We start from the raw sequence: 15,261 nt of genomic DNA, 5'->3' as shown, positions 1-15,261 counted from the left end.
CCGCGACGGTCCGCCTTGCAGCCGGCCGGCTTTCAGCAACCATCGAAAGGGAGAGCGATGGCGGGGCAGGACAGGACGAGGAGCCGCGGCGCGTCCGCACGCGCCGTACAGCGACTGCGCGAGGAGGAGGTCGTCGGGGCCTATGCCCGCTGGGCGCCGGTCTACGACCACATCTTCGGGCCGATCATGGACGGCTCGCGCCGCGCCGCCGTCGCCGCCCTGCCGGCAGGCGCCCGCAAGGTGCTCGAGGTCGGCGTCGGCACCGGCATCTCGCTGCCGTTCTATCCGCGCGGCGTCGATGTCGTCGGCATCGACCTCAGTCCCGACATGCTGGCGATCGCCCGCCGCCGCATCGCCCGGCACGGCCTCTCGACGTCGGCGACCGTGCACGAGATGGACGCCTCGGCGATGACCTTCGCGGACGGCGCTTTCGACGCGGTGATGGCGATGTACGTCATGACGGTGGTGCCCGATCCCGCCGCCGTGCTGTCCGAAATCCGCCGGGTGGTGAAGCCGGGCGGCCGGGTGCTGGTGCTCGGCCATTTCGCCGCCGACAGCGGGCCGAAGGCGTTCTTCGGCACGCTGCTCGCGCCGATCAGCCGGCGGCTCGGCTGGAACGCGCGCGTCACCGCCGGCTCGCTCGCCGGCCATCCCGGCCTGCGCTTCGTCGGCGACCGCCCCGCCGGGCTTTCCGGCTTCTACCGGCTGCTCGAATTCGAAGCCGAAGCCTAGGTTCGGCGCCGGAAGTTCACATGCGCGCAACCAAGCTGTGCGATCATGCTCGGAACGGCCGAAGAGGCCCGGTCGGCATCCGCCGACTGGCCCCTGCGGCACCGAACGACGCGAGGGCGGGAGGCGAACTCCCGCCGCATCGCAGCGACTGGCATGGCGGGCGGTAAAAGGCGCAGATGACGATCACCATGCCGGACAACGAAGGCGCGCCCAAGACCGGGCGCCGGCGGCTCGCCGGCCTGCTCACCCGTCGTCGCCCCACGTCGCGCGCCCAGCGCTTCTCGACCGTGCTGCGCCGCATCGGTGACGAGGCCGACGAGCGCATCTTCTTTTCCGAGCTCGCCGAAGTGTTCGGCGACCGCGTGTTCGGCGCGCTGATGTTCATCTTCGCGGTGCCGAACGTGCTGCCGCTGCCGCCCGGCACCTCCTCGGTGCTCGGGGCGCCGCTGATTCTGATCGCCGCCCAGCTCGCCGTCGGCCGGCGCACGCTGTGGCTGCCGAAGTTCATCGCCGGGCGCTCGATCCTGCGCGAGGATTTCCAGCGCCTCGTCGGTCGCACGCTGCCCTACCTGCGCCGGCTGGAGCGCTTCCTCGCGCCGCGTTTCGACGTGATGTTCGGCATCGTCGGCGACCGGCTGATCGGCATCGCCTGCTTCCTGCTGGCGGTGATCCTGTTTCTGCCGATCCCGCTCGGCAACATGCTGCCGGGCCTTGCCATCGTGCTGTTTTCACTGGCCCTGCTGCAACGCGACGGCATCGCCGCGATCGCGGGCTGGGTCGCGACGGCGGCAAGCGTCGCCGTGCTGGTCGCGATCTCCGGCGCGCTCTGGATCGCCGCCAAGGCTTTCGTCCACGCGCTGTTCTGAGGCCGGAGCGTCCGCGTCAGAGCGGCTTGCGCGCCACGAGAAACCCGTCCGACGGGCGCGCCACGGCGCGCTCGCCGAGCACCTTGTCCGCGACCCAGGCGAGGCTGTAGCCGATCGCGAGGCCGGCGTGCCAGCTCCAGCGGTGCGCGTAGTACGGCCCGCCCGCGGCGCCGCGCGTGCGCACGATCAGGAAGCGGTCGAGCCAGCCGAACAGCGTCTGGTGCGGCGACCCCGGCAGCACCTCGTTCTCCAGCACCTCGAGCCCGAACTCGGCGGCCAGCGCCGCGAACGCCGTCTCGTTCCACCAGGTGAGGTGATGCGGCGGTGCGTTGACGAGGTTGTTCGGCACCTCGGTGAGAATCGACGGATGCGTCGGCGCGCAGAGAATCAGCAGCCCGCCGGGCTTCAGCAGCCGGACGAGATCGGCGGCGAGGCCGCGCGGATCCTCGACGTGCTCGAGCACCTGAAACGCCGTCACCACGTCGTAGCTGCCCGCGGCGGCGTCCGCGTGCTGCGCGGCGGTGACGCGCAGCACGCGTGCGTCGGCCTCGGGCGGCGCATAGGGGTCGATCGCGGTGAAGTCGGCCGCCGGCACATGGCGGCCGAAGTCGCCCTCGCCGCCGCCGACGTCGAGCACCCGGTCGCCCGGCCGCACGTGGCGTGCGGCGCGCAGGAACTCCTGCCGCCGCTCGGCGCCGCGCTGCAGCAGGCCGTGCGCGTTCCAGCGCTTGTAGAGCGTGCCGTAGAAGGCGGCGTTGCCGGGAATCGGCGGGTGGAAGAACATCAGCCCGCAGTCGGACTGGTAGAGATGGACGTGGCTGAGGCCCTGATAGTGGTCGGATACGTCGACCTTGCCCATGATGCGCCAGAGATCGATCAGCAGGCTCGTCGAGATCCTCTGCACCAGCTTGCTGCGCCCGCCGGTGATGGGGCAGGGCGGCGTGCGCGGCTTCGCCGCCTTGGCCGGTTTCGCCGCCTTGCCGGATGGCCGCGGGGCGGGCGTCGCGACCGGATCCGGAACTGACTGCATGGGCTGGCGTCCGTGGTCGGGGTTGCGCGAAGCGCCCGGTAGCTGGAAGATTGCGCCGGGGCAAGGGGGAGATGGACCGCCGGCATGGTTCGCCGACGGGCGGATCGTCGGGCGGAGATCACCGTTGGCTTCGAATATCCTGTTGCTTTCGATCGGGACGCAAGGGGATTTTCTGCCCTATCTCGCCCTCGGCCGCGCCCTGGCGCAACGCGGCCACACCGTCACCATCGGCGGTCCCGCCGGGTTCCGGGCGCAGGTCGAGGAGGAGGGGCTCGCCTTCTTCACCATTGCCACCGGGCTCGGCGACGTGCTGCAGGGGCCGGTGGCCGCCATGATCGTACGGCACCGTCCGCTCGACCTGCTGCGGCTGCCGCTCGCCGTCCTCCGACTCGCCAAGGACGTGGCCGCCGATGTCGTCGCCCGCATCGTGCCGCACCTGCGCCGCGCCGACGTCGTCGTCTACCACCCGATGCTGCCCTTCGTGCCCGACGTCGCCGCGGCGATGGGGGTGTTCAGCGTCCTCGCCGCGCCGCAGCCGGTGGTTGCCACCTCGGCCTTCCCGCTCTGCGCCCTCGGCACCACGCAGCTCGGTCCGCTCAACCGCGCGAGCTACCGCCTCGTCGACCTCGAACGCCGGCTGGTCGCGAGAACCGTCGCATCGGCTGCCGGCGAGGCGGGGGTGCGGGTCGACCCGGCGCGGCGGGCGCCGCCCAACCTGGTGCTGCACGCCTACAGCCCGGCGCTGGTGCCGACCCCGGCCGACTGGCCGGCGAATGTCGTCGTCACCGGGGACTGGGTTCCCGAGGCCGAGCGCCCCTGGCGTCCGAGCCAGCCCTTCGAAGACTTTCTGTCCCGATCGCCGGCGCCGATCTTCGTCAGCCTCGGCTCGATGCTCTGGAACGCCAGGCGCAATCGCAGCATCGTGCTCGAGGCGCTGCGCCACTGGGGCGGCCGCGCCGTGCTCGGGCGCGGCTGGGGCGGCATCGAGGCGGCGGACCTGCCGGCGCACATCTATCCGGTCGGCTTCGTGCCGCACCGGCAACTGCTGCCGCGCGTCGAGGCCGTCATGCATCACGGCGGCGCCGGCACCACCGCGGCCGGCCTGCGCGCCGCCCGGCCGACGCTGGTGACGCCGATCCTGATGGACCAGTTCTTCTGGGCGCGCCGGGTGGCGGAACTCGGCGCGGGGCCCGCCCCGCTGCCGCTCGGCAAGGCCGATGCCCGGACTCTCGCGGCGCGGTTCGACGCGCTGACCGGCGATGCCGCGTATCCCGCCGCGGCCGAATCGCTCGCCGCCGCGATGGCCGCCGAGGACGGCCTCGCCCGGGCGGTCGCACTGGTCGAGGCGCGCCGCGTGCCGCCGCGGGCGGCCTGACGATCGCCGAGCGTGGCCGCCGCGTCATTTGCGCGAGACGCCTGTGCCGCTATGGTCCGATCGACGCGGCGGCGCGCACCGGCCTCTCGGAGCGCCGTTTCGAAGCGGGGAGACAACGGCATGGCGGGTGGCGCGAGCACGGGTGAACTGGTCCAGGTCGTCGCCCTGCTCGGGGCTGGCGTCGTCGCGGTGCCGATCTTCCGCCGGCTCGGGCTCGGCTCGGTGCTCGGCTATCTCGCGGCAGGCCTCGCCATCGGCCCGTTCGGCCTCGGCCTCTTCACCGACGCCGGCGCTATCCTGCACGTCGCCGAACTCGGCGTGGTGATGTTCCTGTTCATCATCGGGCTCGAGATGCAGCCCTCGCGACTATGGAACCTGCGCGCCGAGATCTTCGGCCTCGGCGCGGCGCAGGTCGCCGTCTGCGGCGCCCTGCTCACCGGCCTCGGCATCCTCGCCGGCTTTTCCTGGCAGGTCGCCTTCGTCGCCGGCATGGGCTTCGTGCTCTCCTCGACCGCCATCGTGATGCAGATCCTCACCGAGCGCGGCGAGGCCTCGACGCCGGCCGGCCAGCGGGTGATCTCGATCCTGCTGCTCGAAGACCTCGCGATCGTGCCGCTGCTCGCCCTCGTCGCGCTGCTGGCGCCGTCGGCCGAGACGGTGTCGGCGGCGGAGCGCTGGATCGAGCTCGGCATCGCCGCCGCCGCCGTCGCCGGCCTCGTCATCGCCGGCCGCTTCCTGCTCAATCCGCTGTTCCGCCTGCTCGCCGCCGCGGGCGCCCGCGAGGTGATGACCGCCGCGGCGCTGCTGGTGGTGCTCGGCTCGGCGCTCGCGATGCAGCTCGGCGGGCTCTCGGCCGCGATGGGCGCGTTCCTCGCCGGCGTGCTGCTGTCGGAATCGACCTTCCGCCACCAGCTCGAGGCCGACGTCGAGCCGTTCCGCGGCATCCTGCTCGGCCTGTTCTTCCTCGGCGTCGGCATGTCGCTCGATCTCGCCGTCATCGCGCGCGCCTGGGCCGAGATCCTCGCCCTCGTCGCCGGCTACATGGTGCTGAAGGGCCTCGGCATCTACGTCGTCGCCCGGCTGATCTGCGCCCGCCACGACGAGGCGATCACCCGCACCGCGCTGCTCGCGCAAGGCGGCGAGTTCGCCTTCGTGCTCTATGCCGCCGCCGCCGGCGTCGGGCTGCTTGACGCCGAGCTGCACGCCCGCCTCACCGCCACCGTGATCATCTCGATGGCGCTGACGCCGTTCGCGGTGATGGGGCTGCGCTTCGTCACCAGTCGGGCCGGCCAGTCGATGGACGGCGTCGACGTCGCCCACGACCTGCATTCGAGCCTGCTGCTGATCGGCTACGGCCGCTTCGGCCAGATCGCCAGCCAGCCGCTGCTCGCCCGCGGCATCGACATCTCGATCATCGACCACGACACCGACATGATCCGCGCCGCCGCGACCTTCGGCTCCAAGGTCTATTTCGGCGACGGCGCCCGCCTCGACATCCTGCACGCCGCCGGCGCCCACCACGCCCGGGCGATCCTCGTCTGCGTCGACGACAAGGTCGCCGCCACCCGCATCGTCGAGCTGTGCAAGGCGGAGTATCCGCTGACGCCGGTGTTCGCCCGCGCCTTCGACCGCGGCCACGCCATCGAGCTCGTCCACGCCGGCGCCGACCTCCAGATGCGCGAGACCTTCGAATCGGCGCTGCTGTTCGGGGCGAAGGTGCTCGAAACCCTCGGCACCGCCCGCGAGGACGTCGCCGAGGTGGTGGCCGACGTGCGCCGCCGCGATGCCGAACGCCTCGACATGCAGCTCGGCGGCGGCATCTACGCCGGCCGCGACCTGCTGCTCGGCAACCTGCCGAAGGTGCCGACCGGCCTGATGCCGCGCGAGCCCGAGCGCAGCCCGGTCGCAACCCCCGGCGATCCCTGACCGCTGCCGCCGACGCGGCGTTCCGACCCCGATCCGACGAGCCCGAGGACCCACATGACCGACCCTGCCGCCGCGCCCCGCCACGACGCCGTCTGCCGCTTCTGGCGCGAGGCCGGCCGCGAGGCCTGGTTCACCAAGGACCCGGCGTTCGACCGCCGCTTCCGCGACCGGTTCATCGACCTGCACCTCGCCGTCGCCCGCCGCGAGCACGACGACTGGATCGAGACGCCGGAAGGCGCGCTGGCGCTGATGCTGCTGCTCGACCAGTTCCCGCGCAACGTCTTCCGCGGCACCGGCCACATGTACGCCACCGATCCGCTCGCCCGCCATTTCGCCCGCCTCGCGGTCGGCAAGGGCCACCAGTTCGGCATCGAGGTCGAACTCCGGGTGTTCCTGTTCCTGCCGTTCTCGCATTCCGAGGCGCTCGCCGACCAGGAGCTCGCCGTCGCGCTGCACCGCGCCGCCGGCGACGCCGAGGGCCTGCACCACGCCCTCGGCCACCGCGACATCGTCGCCCGCTTCGGCCGCTTCCCGCACCGCAACGCCATCCTCGCCCGCGACACGACGGAGGCGGAGCGCGCGTTCCTCGACGCCGGCGGTTTTTCCGGGTGAGCACCCGCCGGCCGCGCGGCGGATGCCGTTGCGAATGCGAATGACTATAATGTGCAAGTATTTGAAATACTTGACCTTATTTCGCAACTAAGTTATTCGCGCCGCATCGGGGAGTAACCACCGCTGCCGGGCAGCGGGGTCGCGTCAACAGGCTCGCGCATCCGGCGCGTGGCGCGACCAGCCGGCGGACGCCGGCTCGGCCAGACCGTGGAGCTGATCGCCGCTGCGAGCCGGCGTCCCGCTCCCGGTCTCATGCGTTCGCCGGGTTTGCCGCCATGTCCCCCTTCACCATCCTGCTGCTCGCCGTCAGCATGTCGGTCGACGCCTTCGCCGTCTCGGTCGGCCGCGGCGCCGCCATCGGCCGTCCACGCGTCGCCGAGGCGCTGCGCACCGGTGCCGTGTTCGGCGTCGTCGAGGCGATCACGCCGGTGCTCGGCTGGCTCGCCGGCGTTGCCGCCAGCGGCATCGTCGAGGCGGTCGACCACTGGATCGCCTTCGGCCTGCTCGCCGCCGTCGGGCTGCACATGACCTGGGCCGCCGTCGCCGGCGGGGAAGGGGCGGCCGTCCCCGGCCGCTCGTGGACGGTGCTGCTCGCCACCGCCGTCGGCACCAGCCTCGACGCCATGGCGATCGGCGTCTCGCTCGCCTTCCTCGACGTCGACATCCTCGTCATCGCGCTGGCGATCGGCGCCGCCACCTTCGTGATGGCGTCGGGCGGCATGCTGGTCGGCCGGCTGATCGGCGACCGCTTCGGCCGCTACGCCGCCGCCCTCGCCGGCCTCGCCCTCATCGGCCTCGGCGTTTCGATTTTGATCGAGCATCTTAGCGCGTGAAGGTGGCGGGGGCGAAAAGGTGACATCGCCCTTGTTTGCACCTTCCGGGCTCGGAAGACGCGGAAGGGCCGGCGCACCCGGCCTCGTCCTTCGAGACAGCCGCTGCGCGGCTTCCTCAGGGTGAGGCCTTCGAGGGTTTTTCGTTTTCGCTCAGACTTTTGTCCTTTTCCCTCGTCCTGAGGAAGGCGCGCAGCGCCTGTCTCGAAGGGCGAGGCAAAAGCCGAGGCGTCCGCCGGGTCGTTCCGGCGAATGCGGCAGTCTGCCTTCAAAGGGGGAGCGGTGGTAGCAGAGGGCGGAATCGAACCGCCGACCTACGGGTTATGAGTCCGTCGCTCTAACCGACTGAGCTACTCTGCTGTGCCACAAGCGGCGGGTGAGACCCGCCCTGCCGAAGCGCCGCCGATATAAGGAGGGGGTGCCCCCGGTGTCAAGCGGAACCGGCGGCGCTGTCACCGTCGGCCGGCTCGCGGTCCAGCGCCGCGATGGCGTGGAAGAAGCTGCCCGAAACATGGCCGCGCCGGCTGCCGTCGGGGGCCGCCGCGCCGCCGTGCGCGTCGCCGACGCTGGCGAACGGCGCATCGTCGCCGCGGGCGATGATCGAGGCGTAGTGGAATTCGTGGCCCGTCAGCACGGTGCCGGCCGGCCCGAACGGGCTCGCCGCGGGAAGGCTTGCCCGACGATAGCCGAGATGCAGCTTGCGCCGGGCAAAGCTCGTCTCGACCCCGAGCAGCCCGGCCATCGGATGGCGCACGCCGTCCGCATCGGTGATCGCCTCGCCGAGCACCATGTAGCCGCCGCACTCGCCGTGCACCGGGCGGGTTTCGGCAAACGCCCGCAGGCCGGCGAGGAAGCGGCCGGCGCTAGCGAGCCGCGCTGCGTGCAGTTCCGGGTAGCCGCCCGGCAGCCAGCAGGCGTCGCAGTCGTCCGGTGGCGGCTCATCGCCGAGCGGCGAAAACGGGACGAGTTCGGCCCCCGCCGCGCGCCAGCCGGCGACGACGTGCGGATAGACGAAGCTGAACGCGGCGTCGGCGGCGAGCGCGATCCGCCGGCCCGGCGGGGGTAAAGCGGGGCCGGCCGTGTCTGCCGACGACGGCCCGGCACGCGCGGCCGACCGCACCGCGTCGAGGTCGACGTGGGCGGCGACCGCCGCGCCCATCGCGGCGAGTTTTTCGTCGAGGTCCGCCGATTCGCCGGCCTGGACGAGGCCGAGATGCCGCTCGGGCAGCACCAGCCCGTCCTGCCGCGGCACCGCGCCGAACACCGGCACGCCGAGCGCCGTGATCGCGCCGGCGGCGAGGCGGCGATGCCGCTCGGAGCCGACCTTGTTGAGGATGACGCCGGCGAGCGGCAGGCGCGGATCGAAGCTGCGCACGCCGTGCACGATCGCAGCCGCCGATTGCGCCTGGCCCGAGACGTCGAGCACGAGCAGCAGCGGCCAGCCGAACGCGGCGGCGACATCCGCCGAGGAGCCGGTGCGCCCCACCGGCCCCGGCACCCCGTCGAAGAGACCCATCAGCCCTTCCGCGATCACCAGCTCCGCGCCGAGGCCCGCCTGCCGGCCGAGACTGCCGAGCAGCGCCGGCGGCATCGCCCAGCTGTCGAGATTGAGGCTCGGCCGCCCGGTCGCGACCGCGTGGAAGGCGGGGTCGATATAGTCCGGGCCGCATTTCACCGCCGCGACCGCGACGCCGCGCGCCTTCAGCGCCTGCATCAGCCCGAGCGCGATGGTGGTCTTGCCGGAGCCCGAGCGCAGCGCGCCGACCAGCAGGCCCGGCGGCATCATCGCGCCGCGTCCTCGTCCGCGCCGGCGCGGCTGTCGCGGCCGCGGAAGCGGCGCTGGTAGTCGGCGCTGTAGAGCGCGCTCGCCGCCGCCGCCGGCCGGCCGAGCACCGGGCCGACGAGAATCAGCGCCGTGCGCTCGATCGGGTCGGCGGCGATCGCCGCCTCGATCGTCGCCAGCGTACCGCGCACGATGCGCTCGTCCGGCCAGCTCGCCCGGTAGACCACGGCGACGGGGCAATCTTCGCCATAGCTCGGGACGAGGTCCGCGACGACGCGGCCGAGGGCGTGGATCGAAAGATGCACCGCCAGCGTCGCGCCGCTCGCCGCAAAGCTGACGAGCGTCTCGCGCGGCGGCATCGCCGAGGCGCGGCCGGGGGTGCGGGTGAGAACGAGAGACTGGCCGATCTCGGGCAGCGTCAGCTCCTGCCGCAGCGCCGCCGCCGCGGCCGCGAAGGCCGGCACGCCCGGCGTCACGGTGTAGGGAATGCCGAGCGCCTCGAGCCGCGCGATCTGCTCGCCGAGCGCGCTCCAGATCGAGAGGTCGCCGGAGTGCAGCCGGGCGACGTCCTCGCCGGCGTCATGCGCCCTGACGAACTCCGCGGCGATCTCGTCCAGCGACAGCGGCGCGGTGTCGACGATGCGCGCCCCCGGCGGGCAATGCCTGAGCAGCGCTTGTGGCACCAGCGACCCGGCGTAGAGGCAGACGGGGGAGGCCGCGATCAGGTCGCGGCCGCGCAGGGTGATCAGGTCGGGCGCGCCGGGGCCGGCACCGATGAAGTGCACCGTCACGACCGCGTCCCCTCCGCCGGCGTGCCGCCGATCGCGATCGCGCAGGTGACGCCGTCCGCCGTCATGCGCGGCACGATGATCCGCGAGCCGTCGCCGGCGCCGGCGAGCGCGCAGGTTTCCGCCACCGACGGCACGCCGAACAGCTGCACCACCCGCTCCGAATGCGTCACCGTACGGTCGGAGGCCGCCTGCAGCGCCGCCTTCGGCAGGTGCACCAGCGGCAGGCCGAGCTCCAGCGCGGCCTGGGCAAACGCCGGCTCGCCGTATTTTTCCACCGGCGCGAACAGCGCCACCGGCGCCTCGGAGGCAACCCGCGCCAGCGCGCGCTGCACCAGGCTGACCACCGCCGCGACCTCGACGCCGCGCCGCGAGCCGAGCCCGACCGCGACGATCGGCATGCGTGCAGACGTCACATTGGTGCCGGCTTCGTTGCCCGGTCCGGGGCCGGATCTGCCGCCACGACCGCCACTATCGCGCATGGGGTTTCTCCCGGCGCCACTGCACCACGGTCATTGCCGGGCGGAAGGCATGGAAGCCACCGACCGGCCCGGCTCGCGCGATCGCGATCTCGGTGAGGTCGCCGCCATCCGCAGCGTAGCGGGCGGCGAGCAAAGCCTGGGTCTCCAGCGTCACCGCGTTGACCACCAGCCGGCCGCCCGGCCGCAGCGCCGCGAACGCCGCGTCGATCAGCCCCGGCACGGTGGCGCCGCCGCCGATGAACACCGCGTCGGCCTCGCCGAGGTCGCCGAGCGCCACCGGCGCCGCGCCGGTGACGACGGCAAGGTCGGGCACGCCGAGCGCGACGGCATTGCGCCCGATCCGGCTGGCGCGCGCTGCGTCCCGCTCGATCGCCACCGCGGCAAGGCTCGGGTCGGCCAGCATCCATTCGATCGCGACCGAGCCCGAGCCGGCGCCGATGTCGAACAGCATCTCGCCGCGCCGCGGGGCGAGCGCGGCGAGGGTCATCGCGCGTACCTCCCGCTTGGTGATCTGGCCGTCGTTCTCGAACCAGTCGTCCGGCAAGCCGGGCGACAGCGGCAGCACCCGGGCGCCCGGATCGGCCACGATCTCGAGCGCGACGGTGTTGAGCGGATCGGCGGGGCCGAGGTCGAACCCGGCGGCGGTGGTTTCCGTCACCCGCTCGCGCAGGCCCCCCATCGCTTCGAGCACGGTGAGCCGCGACGAACCGAAGCCCTCGGCGCTGAGCAGCTCCGCCAGTCGCCGCGGCGTCTCGCCGTCCCACGACAGCGCGAGCAGGCGCGCGCCGGGGTGGAGATGGCGGCGGACCTGCGCCAGTGCCCGTCCGTGCAGCGAGAGGCGCACCACGTCCTGCCCGGCCCAGCCGAGTCGGGCGCAGGCGAGCGCATAGGCGGACGGCGCCGGCAGGCACAGCATTTGGCCCGCATCGACGAGGCGCGTCAGCAGCGAGCCGACGCCGTGGAAGAACGGATCACCGGTCGCCAGCACCACCACCGCCCGCCCGCGCCGGGCGAGGATCGCCGGGAAGGCATCGGTGAGCGGCGACGGCCAGGTGAGCGTCGCCGCGCCGGGCGCGATCAGATCGGCCGCGAGGGCGAGGTGCCGCGCGCCGCCGACGACGAGGTCCGCCCCGGCGACCAACCGCCGCGCCGCGGGCGACAACCCGTCAACGCCGTCCTCGCCGAGCCCGACGATGCCGAGCCAGCGGCCTGCGGCGGCTGAAGCGGGAACTCCGGCAGCCGCGGGCCGCGGCGCGGCCGCGTTCACGAGGCCTCCGCGAGATCGCCGCGCGCCGCCGCCACGCTGCGCGGCGTCAGCAGCACGTCGCGGCCGCCGGCGGAAAACCACCGCGTCTCCGACGAACCGATCAGCACCAGCGTCGCCATGTCGGCGACGCCGGGATCGGCGTCGCCGAGCGTCGTCACCACGATGCGCTCGTCGGGGCGGCCGACGGCGCGGGCAAAAGCCACGGGGGTCGTCCCCGCCTTCAGCCCGCGCAGCAGCGCGAAGGCCTGATGGATGCGGTCGGGCCGGGCTTTGGAAGCGGGGTTATAGAGCGCGACGACGAAGTCGCCGTTTGCTGCCGCCGTCAGCCGGCGCTCGACCAGCGCCCAGGGCTTCAGGTTGTCGGAGAGCGAAATCGCGCAGAAATCATGGCCGAGCGGCGCGCCGAGCCGGGCAGCGGCCGCCTGCATCGCGCTGATGCCCGGCAGCACGCGAACCTCGACGCCGGCGGGTAGCCCGTCGACCTCGATCGCCTCATAGACGGCGGCGGCCATGGCGAAGATGCCCGGATCACCGCCCGACACCACCGCGACCTGCCGCCCCGCGGCGGCGAGGCGGAGCGCATGGCGGGCGCGGTCGAGCTCGACGCGGTTGTCGCTGGCGTGCCGGGCTTGGCCGGGTCGCTCCGGGCAGCGCGCGACATAGGGCTGGTAGCCGACGAGGTCGGTCGCGGCCGCGACGGCGTCCGCGGCTTCCGGCGTCAGCCAGCAGTCCGGCCCCGGGCCGAGGCCGACCACTGTGAGGTGCCCGCCCGCGGCGCCGCTCATGGCCGCCGCCCGTTGCCGGGGATCAGCACCAGCGAGAAATACGGCGCGCTGTCGTCGGTCTTTTCGATAAGCGGCAGCACGGTCTCACCGGCCATGGTGCCGCGCTCGACATAGACGGCGCGCTCCAGCAGCCCGGCGGCCGCAACGGCTGCGCGCACCTTCGGGAAGTTGGTGCCGAGCTTCATGATCACGGCGGCGTCGGTGGTGGCGAGCCGGCGCGTCAGGTCGGCCTCGGGCAGCGTGCCCGGCAGCACGGTGAGCACGTCGTCGCCCCAGGTGATCGGCTGGCCGGCCGCGGTCCAGCAGCCCGACATGCCGGTGACGCCCGGTGTGATCGCAGTGCGGAAGCGGTCCTTCAGGCGGATGTAGAGATGCATGAACGACCCATAGAACAGCGGGTCGCCCTCGCAGACCAGCACCACGTCGCGCCCGGCGCCGAGTTCCAGCGCCACCGCGGTCGCCGCCTCGGCATAGAAATCGGCGAGCGCGGCGTTGTAGGCGGGGTCGGCATGCGCGATCTCGGTCGTCACCGGATAGTAGAGCGGCAGCTCGCGCACCCCCGGCTGCAGCCAGCGGTCGACGATGGTGCGGGCGTGGCCGCGCCGGCCTTTTTTCGCGAAGTAGGCGACCACCGGGCTTTCCTGCACGAGTCGCACCGCGCGCATCGTCAGGAGTTCCGGGTCGCCGGGCCCGAGGCCGACGCCGTGCAACGTTCCGGCGACGACGGTCGCCGCGTCGCCGGGGTCGGTCGCCGGCAGGTTGGGGTCGATCATGTTCATTCGGCGTCGCTCGCGAGCGCGTTGACGGCGGCGGCGGCCATGGCGCTGCCGCCCTTGCGGCCGCGCACGATCAGCGCCGGTGCGCCGCCGTGGGCAAAGAGGGCGTCCTTCGATTCCGCGGCGCCGACGAAGCCGACCGGCATGCCGATCACCGCGGCGGGCGGCGCGGCGCCGGCGTCGATCATCTCGAGCAGGCGGAAGAGGGCGGTCGGCGCGTTGCCGATCGCCACCACCGACCCGGCGAGCCGCTCGCGCCACAGCTCCATCGCCGCGGCGGTGCGCGTGGTGCCGAGTTCGGCGGCGAGGCCCGGCACGCGCGGATCGTCGAGCGTGCAGATCACCTCGTTGCCGGCCGGCAGCCGCGCCCGCGTCACCCCGTTCGCCACCATCTTGGCGTCGCAGAGGATCGGTGCGCCCGCGCGCAGGGCGGCTTTCGCGGCGAGCACCGCGCCGGGCGCAAAGGCGATGTCGGCGGCGGCCTCGACCATGCCGCAGGCGTGGATGATCCGCACCGCCACCTTCTCCTCCGCGGCCGAGAAGCGCGCAAGCTCCGCCTCGGCGCGGATGATCGCGAACGACCGGCGATAGATCGCCGCGCCGTCGCGCTCGTAGTCGTAGGCTGGGGCGGTGCCAAGCGTCGTCACGGGGTCGGTCGTCCTGTTGCCGCGCCGGCGCCGATCAGCGCCGCGGCGTCGTTGAGCGAAAGGCCGCGCTGCGTCGGCGCCGCGTCGGCCCTGCCGTTTTCTATCAGATCATAGGCGCCTGCGCGCCCGACCAAAGTGTAGCGAGCCGGTGCCGAGCGTGCACAGCCCTTCGCGCAGCCCGAGACGTGCAAGGTCTCGCCCCGCAGCAGCGGCGCGAGCGTCGCCGCCGCGCCGCGGGTCTCGGCTTCGCCCGCGTTGCAGTCCGGCGCGCCGGGACAGGCGTCGACGCCGAGCCGCGGATCGTCTTGGCGCGTCACCAGCCCCAGCGACGCCGCCAGCGCCAGCGCCGCAGCGTCCGCGCCGGCGAGAATCAGCCCCCGCCACGGCGTCGGCCGCACGCCCCCCGGCGCCAGCGCCGCGAGCTTCGCAAAGTCCGCCGCCGCAATCCGCCCGAACGGCGCCGCGATGCCGACATAGGCGGGATGCACGCCGAGAGCCGCCCGCTGCGCCACCGATCCTGCCGTGAGATCGGACGTTTCCGCCGCCGGGTCTGCTGATCCTGCCATGAGCTTCGGCGCAGGCAATACTGGCTCCCGATCCCCGGCGCCCGCCAAAATTCCCTTCTCCCCTTGCGGGAGAAGGTGGCTGCGTAGCAGCCGGATGAGGGGTTCCGCCCCGACCTCCCGCACCAGCCCCGCCATCCGCCGCGGCCCGCCCGCAGTGCCGAGCTCCAGAAACCCCCGCGCGAGCCGCCCCGCGACCGCCGCGGCCGCCGCGGCCTCGACCAGCCCGAGCGGCACGGCACTCGCCGCGTCCCCGCCGACCGCAACCAGCACCCGCGCCCCGGCCCCGGTCATGACCCCCGTCAGCCGGATATCCGCCGCCACGTCGCCGAGCGGCAGCGCGCCGCCCTCGTCGACCAGAAACCCGAACTTCTGCGGCAGCGCGCGCAGCGCGTCGTCACCCGCGAGCACCGCCTCCAGCGCCGCCACGAGTCCCACGCCATCGATGATCGCCGTCGCATCGAGCCCGGCGAGCGGCGGCGCGATGATGTTGCGGATGCCCTCGCTCTCGGCATCCGGGTCGAGCAGCCCGAACCCGTCCAGCGCATCGAGCAATGCGGGGAACGTCGCCTCGCCGACGCCGCGCAGTTGCAGGTTGGCGCGGCGGCTGATGTCGATCAGCCCGTTGCCGTGCGTCGCCGACAGCGTGGCGAGGGCCAGCGCCTGTTCTTGCGTGAGTAGCCCGCCGTGCGGCCGCACCCGCACGATCAGCCCGTCGCCGCTCGCCATCGGCCGCCGCGCGCCGGGGCACCAGCCCTTGACGCGGGACGCCGCGGCCGTGTCGCCGGCGGCCGGCATC

15 protein-coding genes, 1 tRNA gene and 1 riboswitch are annotated in these 15,261 nt (G+C 73.3%); of the genes, 6 read left to right on the top strand and 10 right to left on the bottom strand.

Translation table 11 applies throughout. The features are described 5' to 3' along the window. Positions 1–57: 57 nt before the first annotated feature. Both I5731_RS00540 and I5731_RS00535 read left to right on the top strand, forming a co-directional pair. Complete coding sequence (locus tag I5731_RS00540; protein ID WP_197309400.1) at positions 58–732, top strand: class I SAM-dependent methyltransferase; 675 nt, start codon at positions 58–60, stop codon at positions 730–732. A gap of 176 nt (positions 733–908) precedes the next feature. Further along, positions 909–1,598 (top strand): exopolysaccharide biosynthesis protein, encoded by a 690-nt coding sequence (locus I5731_RS00535; protein WP_235981455.1) that lies wholly within the window; start codon positions 909–911, stop codon positions 1,596–1,598. Positions 1,599–1,614: 16 nt separating this feature from the next. On the opposite strand, the gene I5731_RS00530 is transcribed toward I5731_RS00535, so the two are convergent. After that, on the bottom strand, positions 1,615–2,628 hold the full coding sequence (locus I5731_RS00530) for a class I SAM-dependent methyltransferase (protein ID WP_197309399.1): 1,014 nt from the start codon (positions 2,626–2,628) through the stop codon (positions 1,615–1,617). Between the two features lie 124 nt (positions 2,629–2,752). Here I5731_RS00530 and I5731_RS00525 point away from each other — a divergent pair, with 124 nt between their 5' ends. The 4 genes from I5731_RS00525 to I5731_RS00510 all read left to right on the top strand — a co-directional run bounded on the left by I5731_RS00525 (position 2,753) and on the right by I5731_RS00510 (position 7,374). Further along, on the top strand, positions 2,753–4,003 hold the full coding sequence (locus I5731_RS00525) for a glycosyltransferase (protein ID WP_197309398.1): 1,251 nt from the start codon (positions 2,753–2,755) through the stop codon (positions 4,001–4,003). Between the two features lie 120 nt (positions 4,004–4,123). After that, positions 4,124–5,929, top strand: coding sequence for a monovalent cation:proton antiporter-2 (CPA2) family protein (locus I5731_RS00520; RefSeq protein ID WP_197309397.1), 1,806 nt, complete (start codon positions 4,124–4,126; stop codon positions 5,927–5,929). A 54-nt stretch (positions 5,930–5,983) separates the two neighbouring features. After that, on the top strand, positions 5,984–6,541 hold the full coding sequence (locus tag I5731_RS00515) for a DUF924 family protein (RefSeq protein ID WP_197309396.1): 558 nt from the start codon (positions 5,984–5,986) through the stop codon (positions 6,539–6,541). Positions 6,542–6,625: 84 nt separating this feature from the next. Further along, a riboswitch (yybP-ykoY riboswitch) is annotated at positions 6,626–6,739 on the top strand. Positions 6,740–6,816: 77 nt separating this feature from the next. After that, on the top strand, positions 6,817–7,374 hold the full coding sequence (locus I5731_RS00510) for a manganese efflux pump MntP (RefSeq protein WP_197309395.1): 558 nt from the start codon (positions 6,817–6,819) through the stop codon (positions 7,372–7,374). A 280-nt stretch (positions 7,375–7,654) separates the two neighbouring features. Here I5731_RS00510 and I5731_RS00505 read toward each other — a convergent pair. The 9 genes from I5731_RS00505 to cobG form a co-directional block, all read right to left on the bottom strand. Then, positions 7,655–7,731: transfer RNA gene (locus I5731_RS00505), tRNA-Met, on the bottom strand. 70 nt (positions 7,732–7,801) lie between these two features. Then, positions 7,802–9,157: a cobyrinate a,c-diamide synthase gene (locus tag I5731_RS00500; protein ID WP_197309394.1), complete on the bottom strand. Its 1,356-nt coding sequence runs from the start codon at positions 9,155–9,157 to the stop codon at positions 7,802–7,804. Further along, on the bottom strand, positions 9,154–9,945 hold the full coding sequence (gene cobM, locus I5731_RS00495) for a precorrin-4 C(11)-methyltransferase (protein ID WP_197309393.1): 792 nt from the start codon (positions 9,943–9,945) through the stop codon (positions 9,154–9,156). The genes I5731_RS00500 and cobM overlap by 4 nt, the downstream gene beginning before the upstream one ends. After that, entirely contained in the window at positions 9,942–10,358 is a 417-nt protein-coding gene (locus I5731_RS00490) for a cobalamin biosynthesis protein (protein ID WP_328837822.1), read from the bottom strand. The genes cobM and I5731_RS00490 overlap by 4 nt, the downstream gene beginning before the upstream one ends. Positions 10,359–10,413: 55 nt before the next feature. After that, entirely contained in the window at positions 10,414–11,691 is a 1,278-nt protein-coding gene (gene cbiE, locus I5731_RS00485; protein WP_197309392.1) for a precorrin-6y C5,15-methyltransferase (decarboxylating) subunit CbiE, read from the bottom strand. Then, positions 11,688–12,476 carry a precorrin-3B C(17)-methyltransferase gene (gene cobJ, locus I5731_RS00480; protein WP_197309391.1) on the bottom strand — a complete coding sequence of 263 codons (789 nt, stop codon included), beginning with the start codon at positions 12,474–12,476 and terminating at the stop codon, positions 11,688–11,690. The genes cbiE and cobJ overlap by 4 nt, the downstream gene beginning before the upstream one ends. Continuing rightward, positions 12,473–13,255, bottom strand: a complete 783-nt coding sequence (locus I5731_RS00475) for a precorrin-2 C(20)-methyltransferase (protein WP_197309390.1) — start codon at positions 13,253–13,255, stop codon at positions 12,473–12,475. The genes cobJ and I5731_RS00475 overlap by 4 nt, the downstream gene beginning before the upstream one ends. Next, complete coding sequence (locus tag I5731_RS00470; protein ID WP_197309389.1) at positions 13,252–13,899, bottom strand: precorrin-8X methylmutase; 648 nt, start codon at positions 13,897–13,899, stop codon at positions 13,252–13,254. The genes I5731_RS00475 and I5731_RS00470 overlap by 4 nt, the downstream gene beginning before the upstream one ends. Then, the gene (cobG, locus tag I5731_RS00465) at positions 13,896–15,260 is read right to left on the bottom strand and encodes a precorrin-3B synthase (protein WP_268926545.1); all 1,365 of its coding nucleotides are present in this window, start codon (positions 15,258–15,260) and stop codon (positions 13,896–13,898) included. The genes I5731_RS00470 and cobG overlap by 4 nt, the downstream gene beginning before the upstream one ends. Between the last annotated feature and the right edge of the window lies 1 nt (position 15,261).

The sequence above is a fragment of the Methylobrevis albus genome, from assembly GCF_015904235.1.
GTDB lineage: Bacteria > Pseudomonadota > Alphaproteobacteria > Rhizobiales > Pleomorphomonadaceae > Methylobrevis_A > Methylobrevis_A albus.
This window is presented reverse-complemented; position numbering and strand designations above follow the sequence as displayed.

Excerpts from the sequence above, each read along its gene's own strand:
- I5731_RS00540 (WP_197309400.1), top strand. The coding sequence starts at position 58 with ATGGCGGGGCAGGACAGGACGAGGAGCCGCGGCGCGTCCGCACGCGCC.
- I5731_RS00535 (WP_235981455.1), top strand. The coding sequence starts at position 909 with ATGACGATCACCATGCCGGACAACGAAGGCGCGCCCAAGACCGGGCGC.
- I5731_RS00530 (WP_197309399.1), bottom strand. The coding sequence starts at position 2,628 with ATGCAGTCAGTTCCGGATCCGGTCGCGACGCCCGCCCCGCGGCCATCC.
- I5731_RS00520 (WP_197309397.1), top strand. The coding sequence starts at position 4,124 with ATGGCGGGTGGCGCGAGCACGGGTGAACTGGTCCAGGTCGTCGCCCTG.
- I5731_RS00515 (WP_197309396.1), top strand. The coding sequence starts at position 5,984 with ATGACCGACCCTGCCGCCGCGCCCCGCCACGACGCCGTCTGCCGCTTC.
- I5731_RS00510 (WP_197309395.1), top strand. The coding sequence starts at position 6,817 with ATGTCCCCCTTCACCATCCTGCTGCTCGCCGTCAGCATGTCGGTCGAC.
- I5731_RS00500 (WP_197309394.1), bottom strand. The coding sequence starts at position 9,157 with ATGATGCCGCCGGGCCTGCTGGTCGGCGCGCTGCGCTCGGGCTCCGGC.
- cobJ (WP_197309391.1), bottom strand. The coding sequence starts at position 12,476 with ATGAGCGGCGCCGCGGGCGGGCACCTCACAGTGGTCGGCCTCGGCCCG.
- I5731_RS00475 (WP_197309390.1), bottom strand. The coding sequence starts at position 13,255 with ATGAACATGATCGACCCCAACCTGCCGGCGACCGACCCCGGCGACGCG.
- cobG (WP_268926545.1), bottom strand. The coding sequence starts at position 15,260 with ATGCCGGCCGCCGGCGACACGGCCGCGGCGTCCCGCGTCAAGGGCTGG.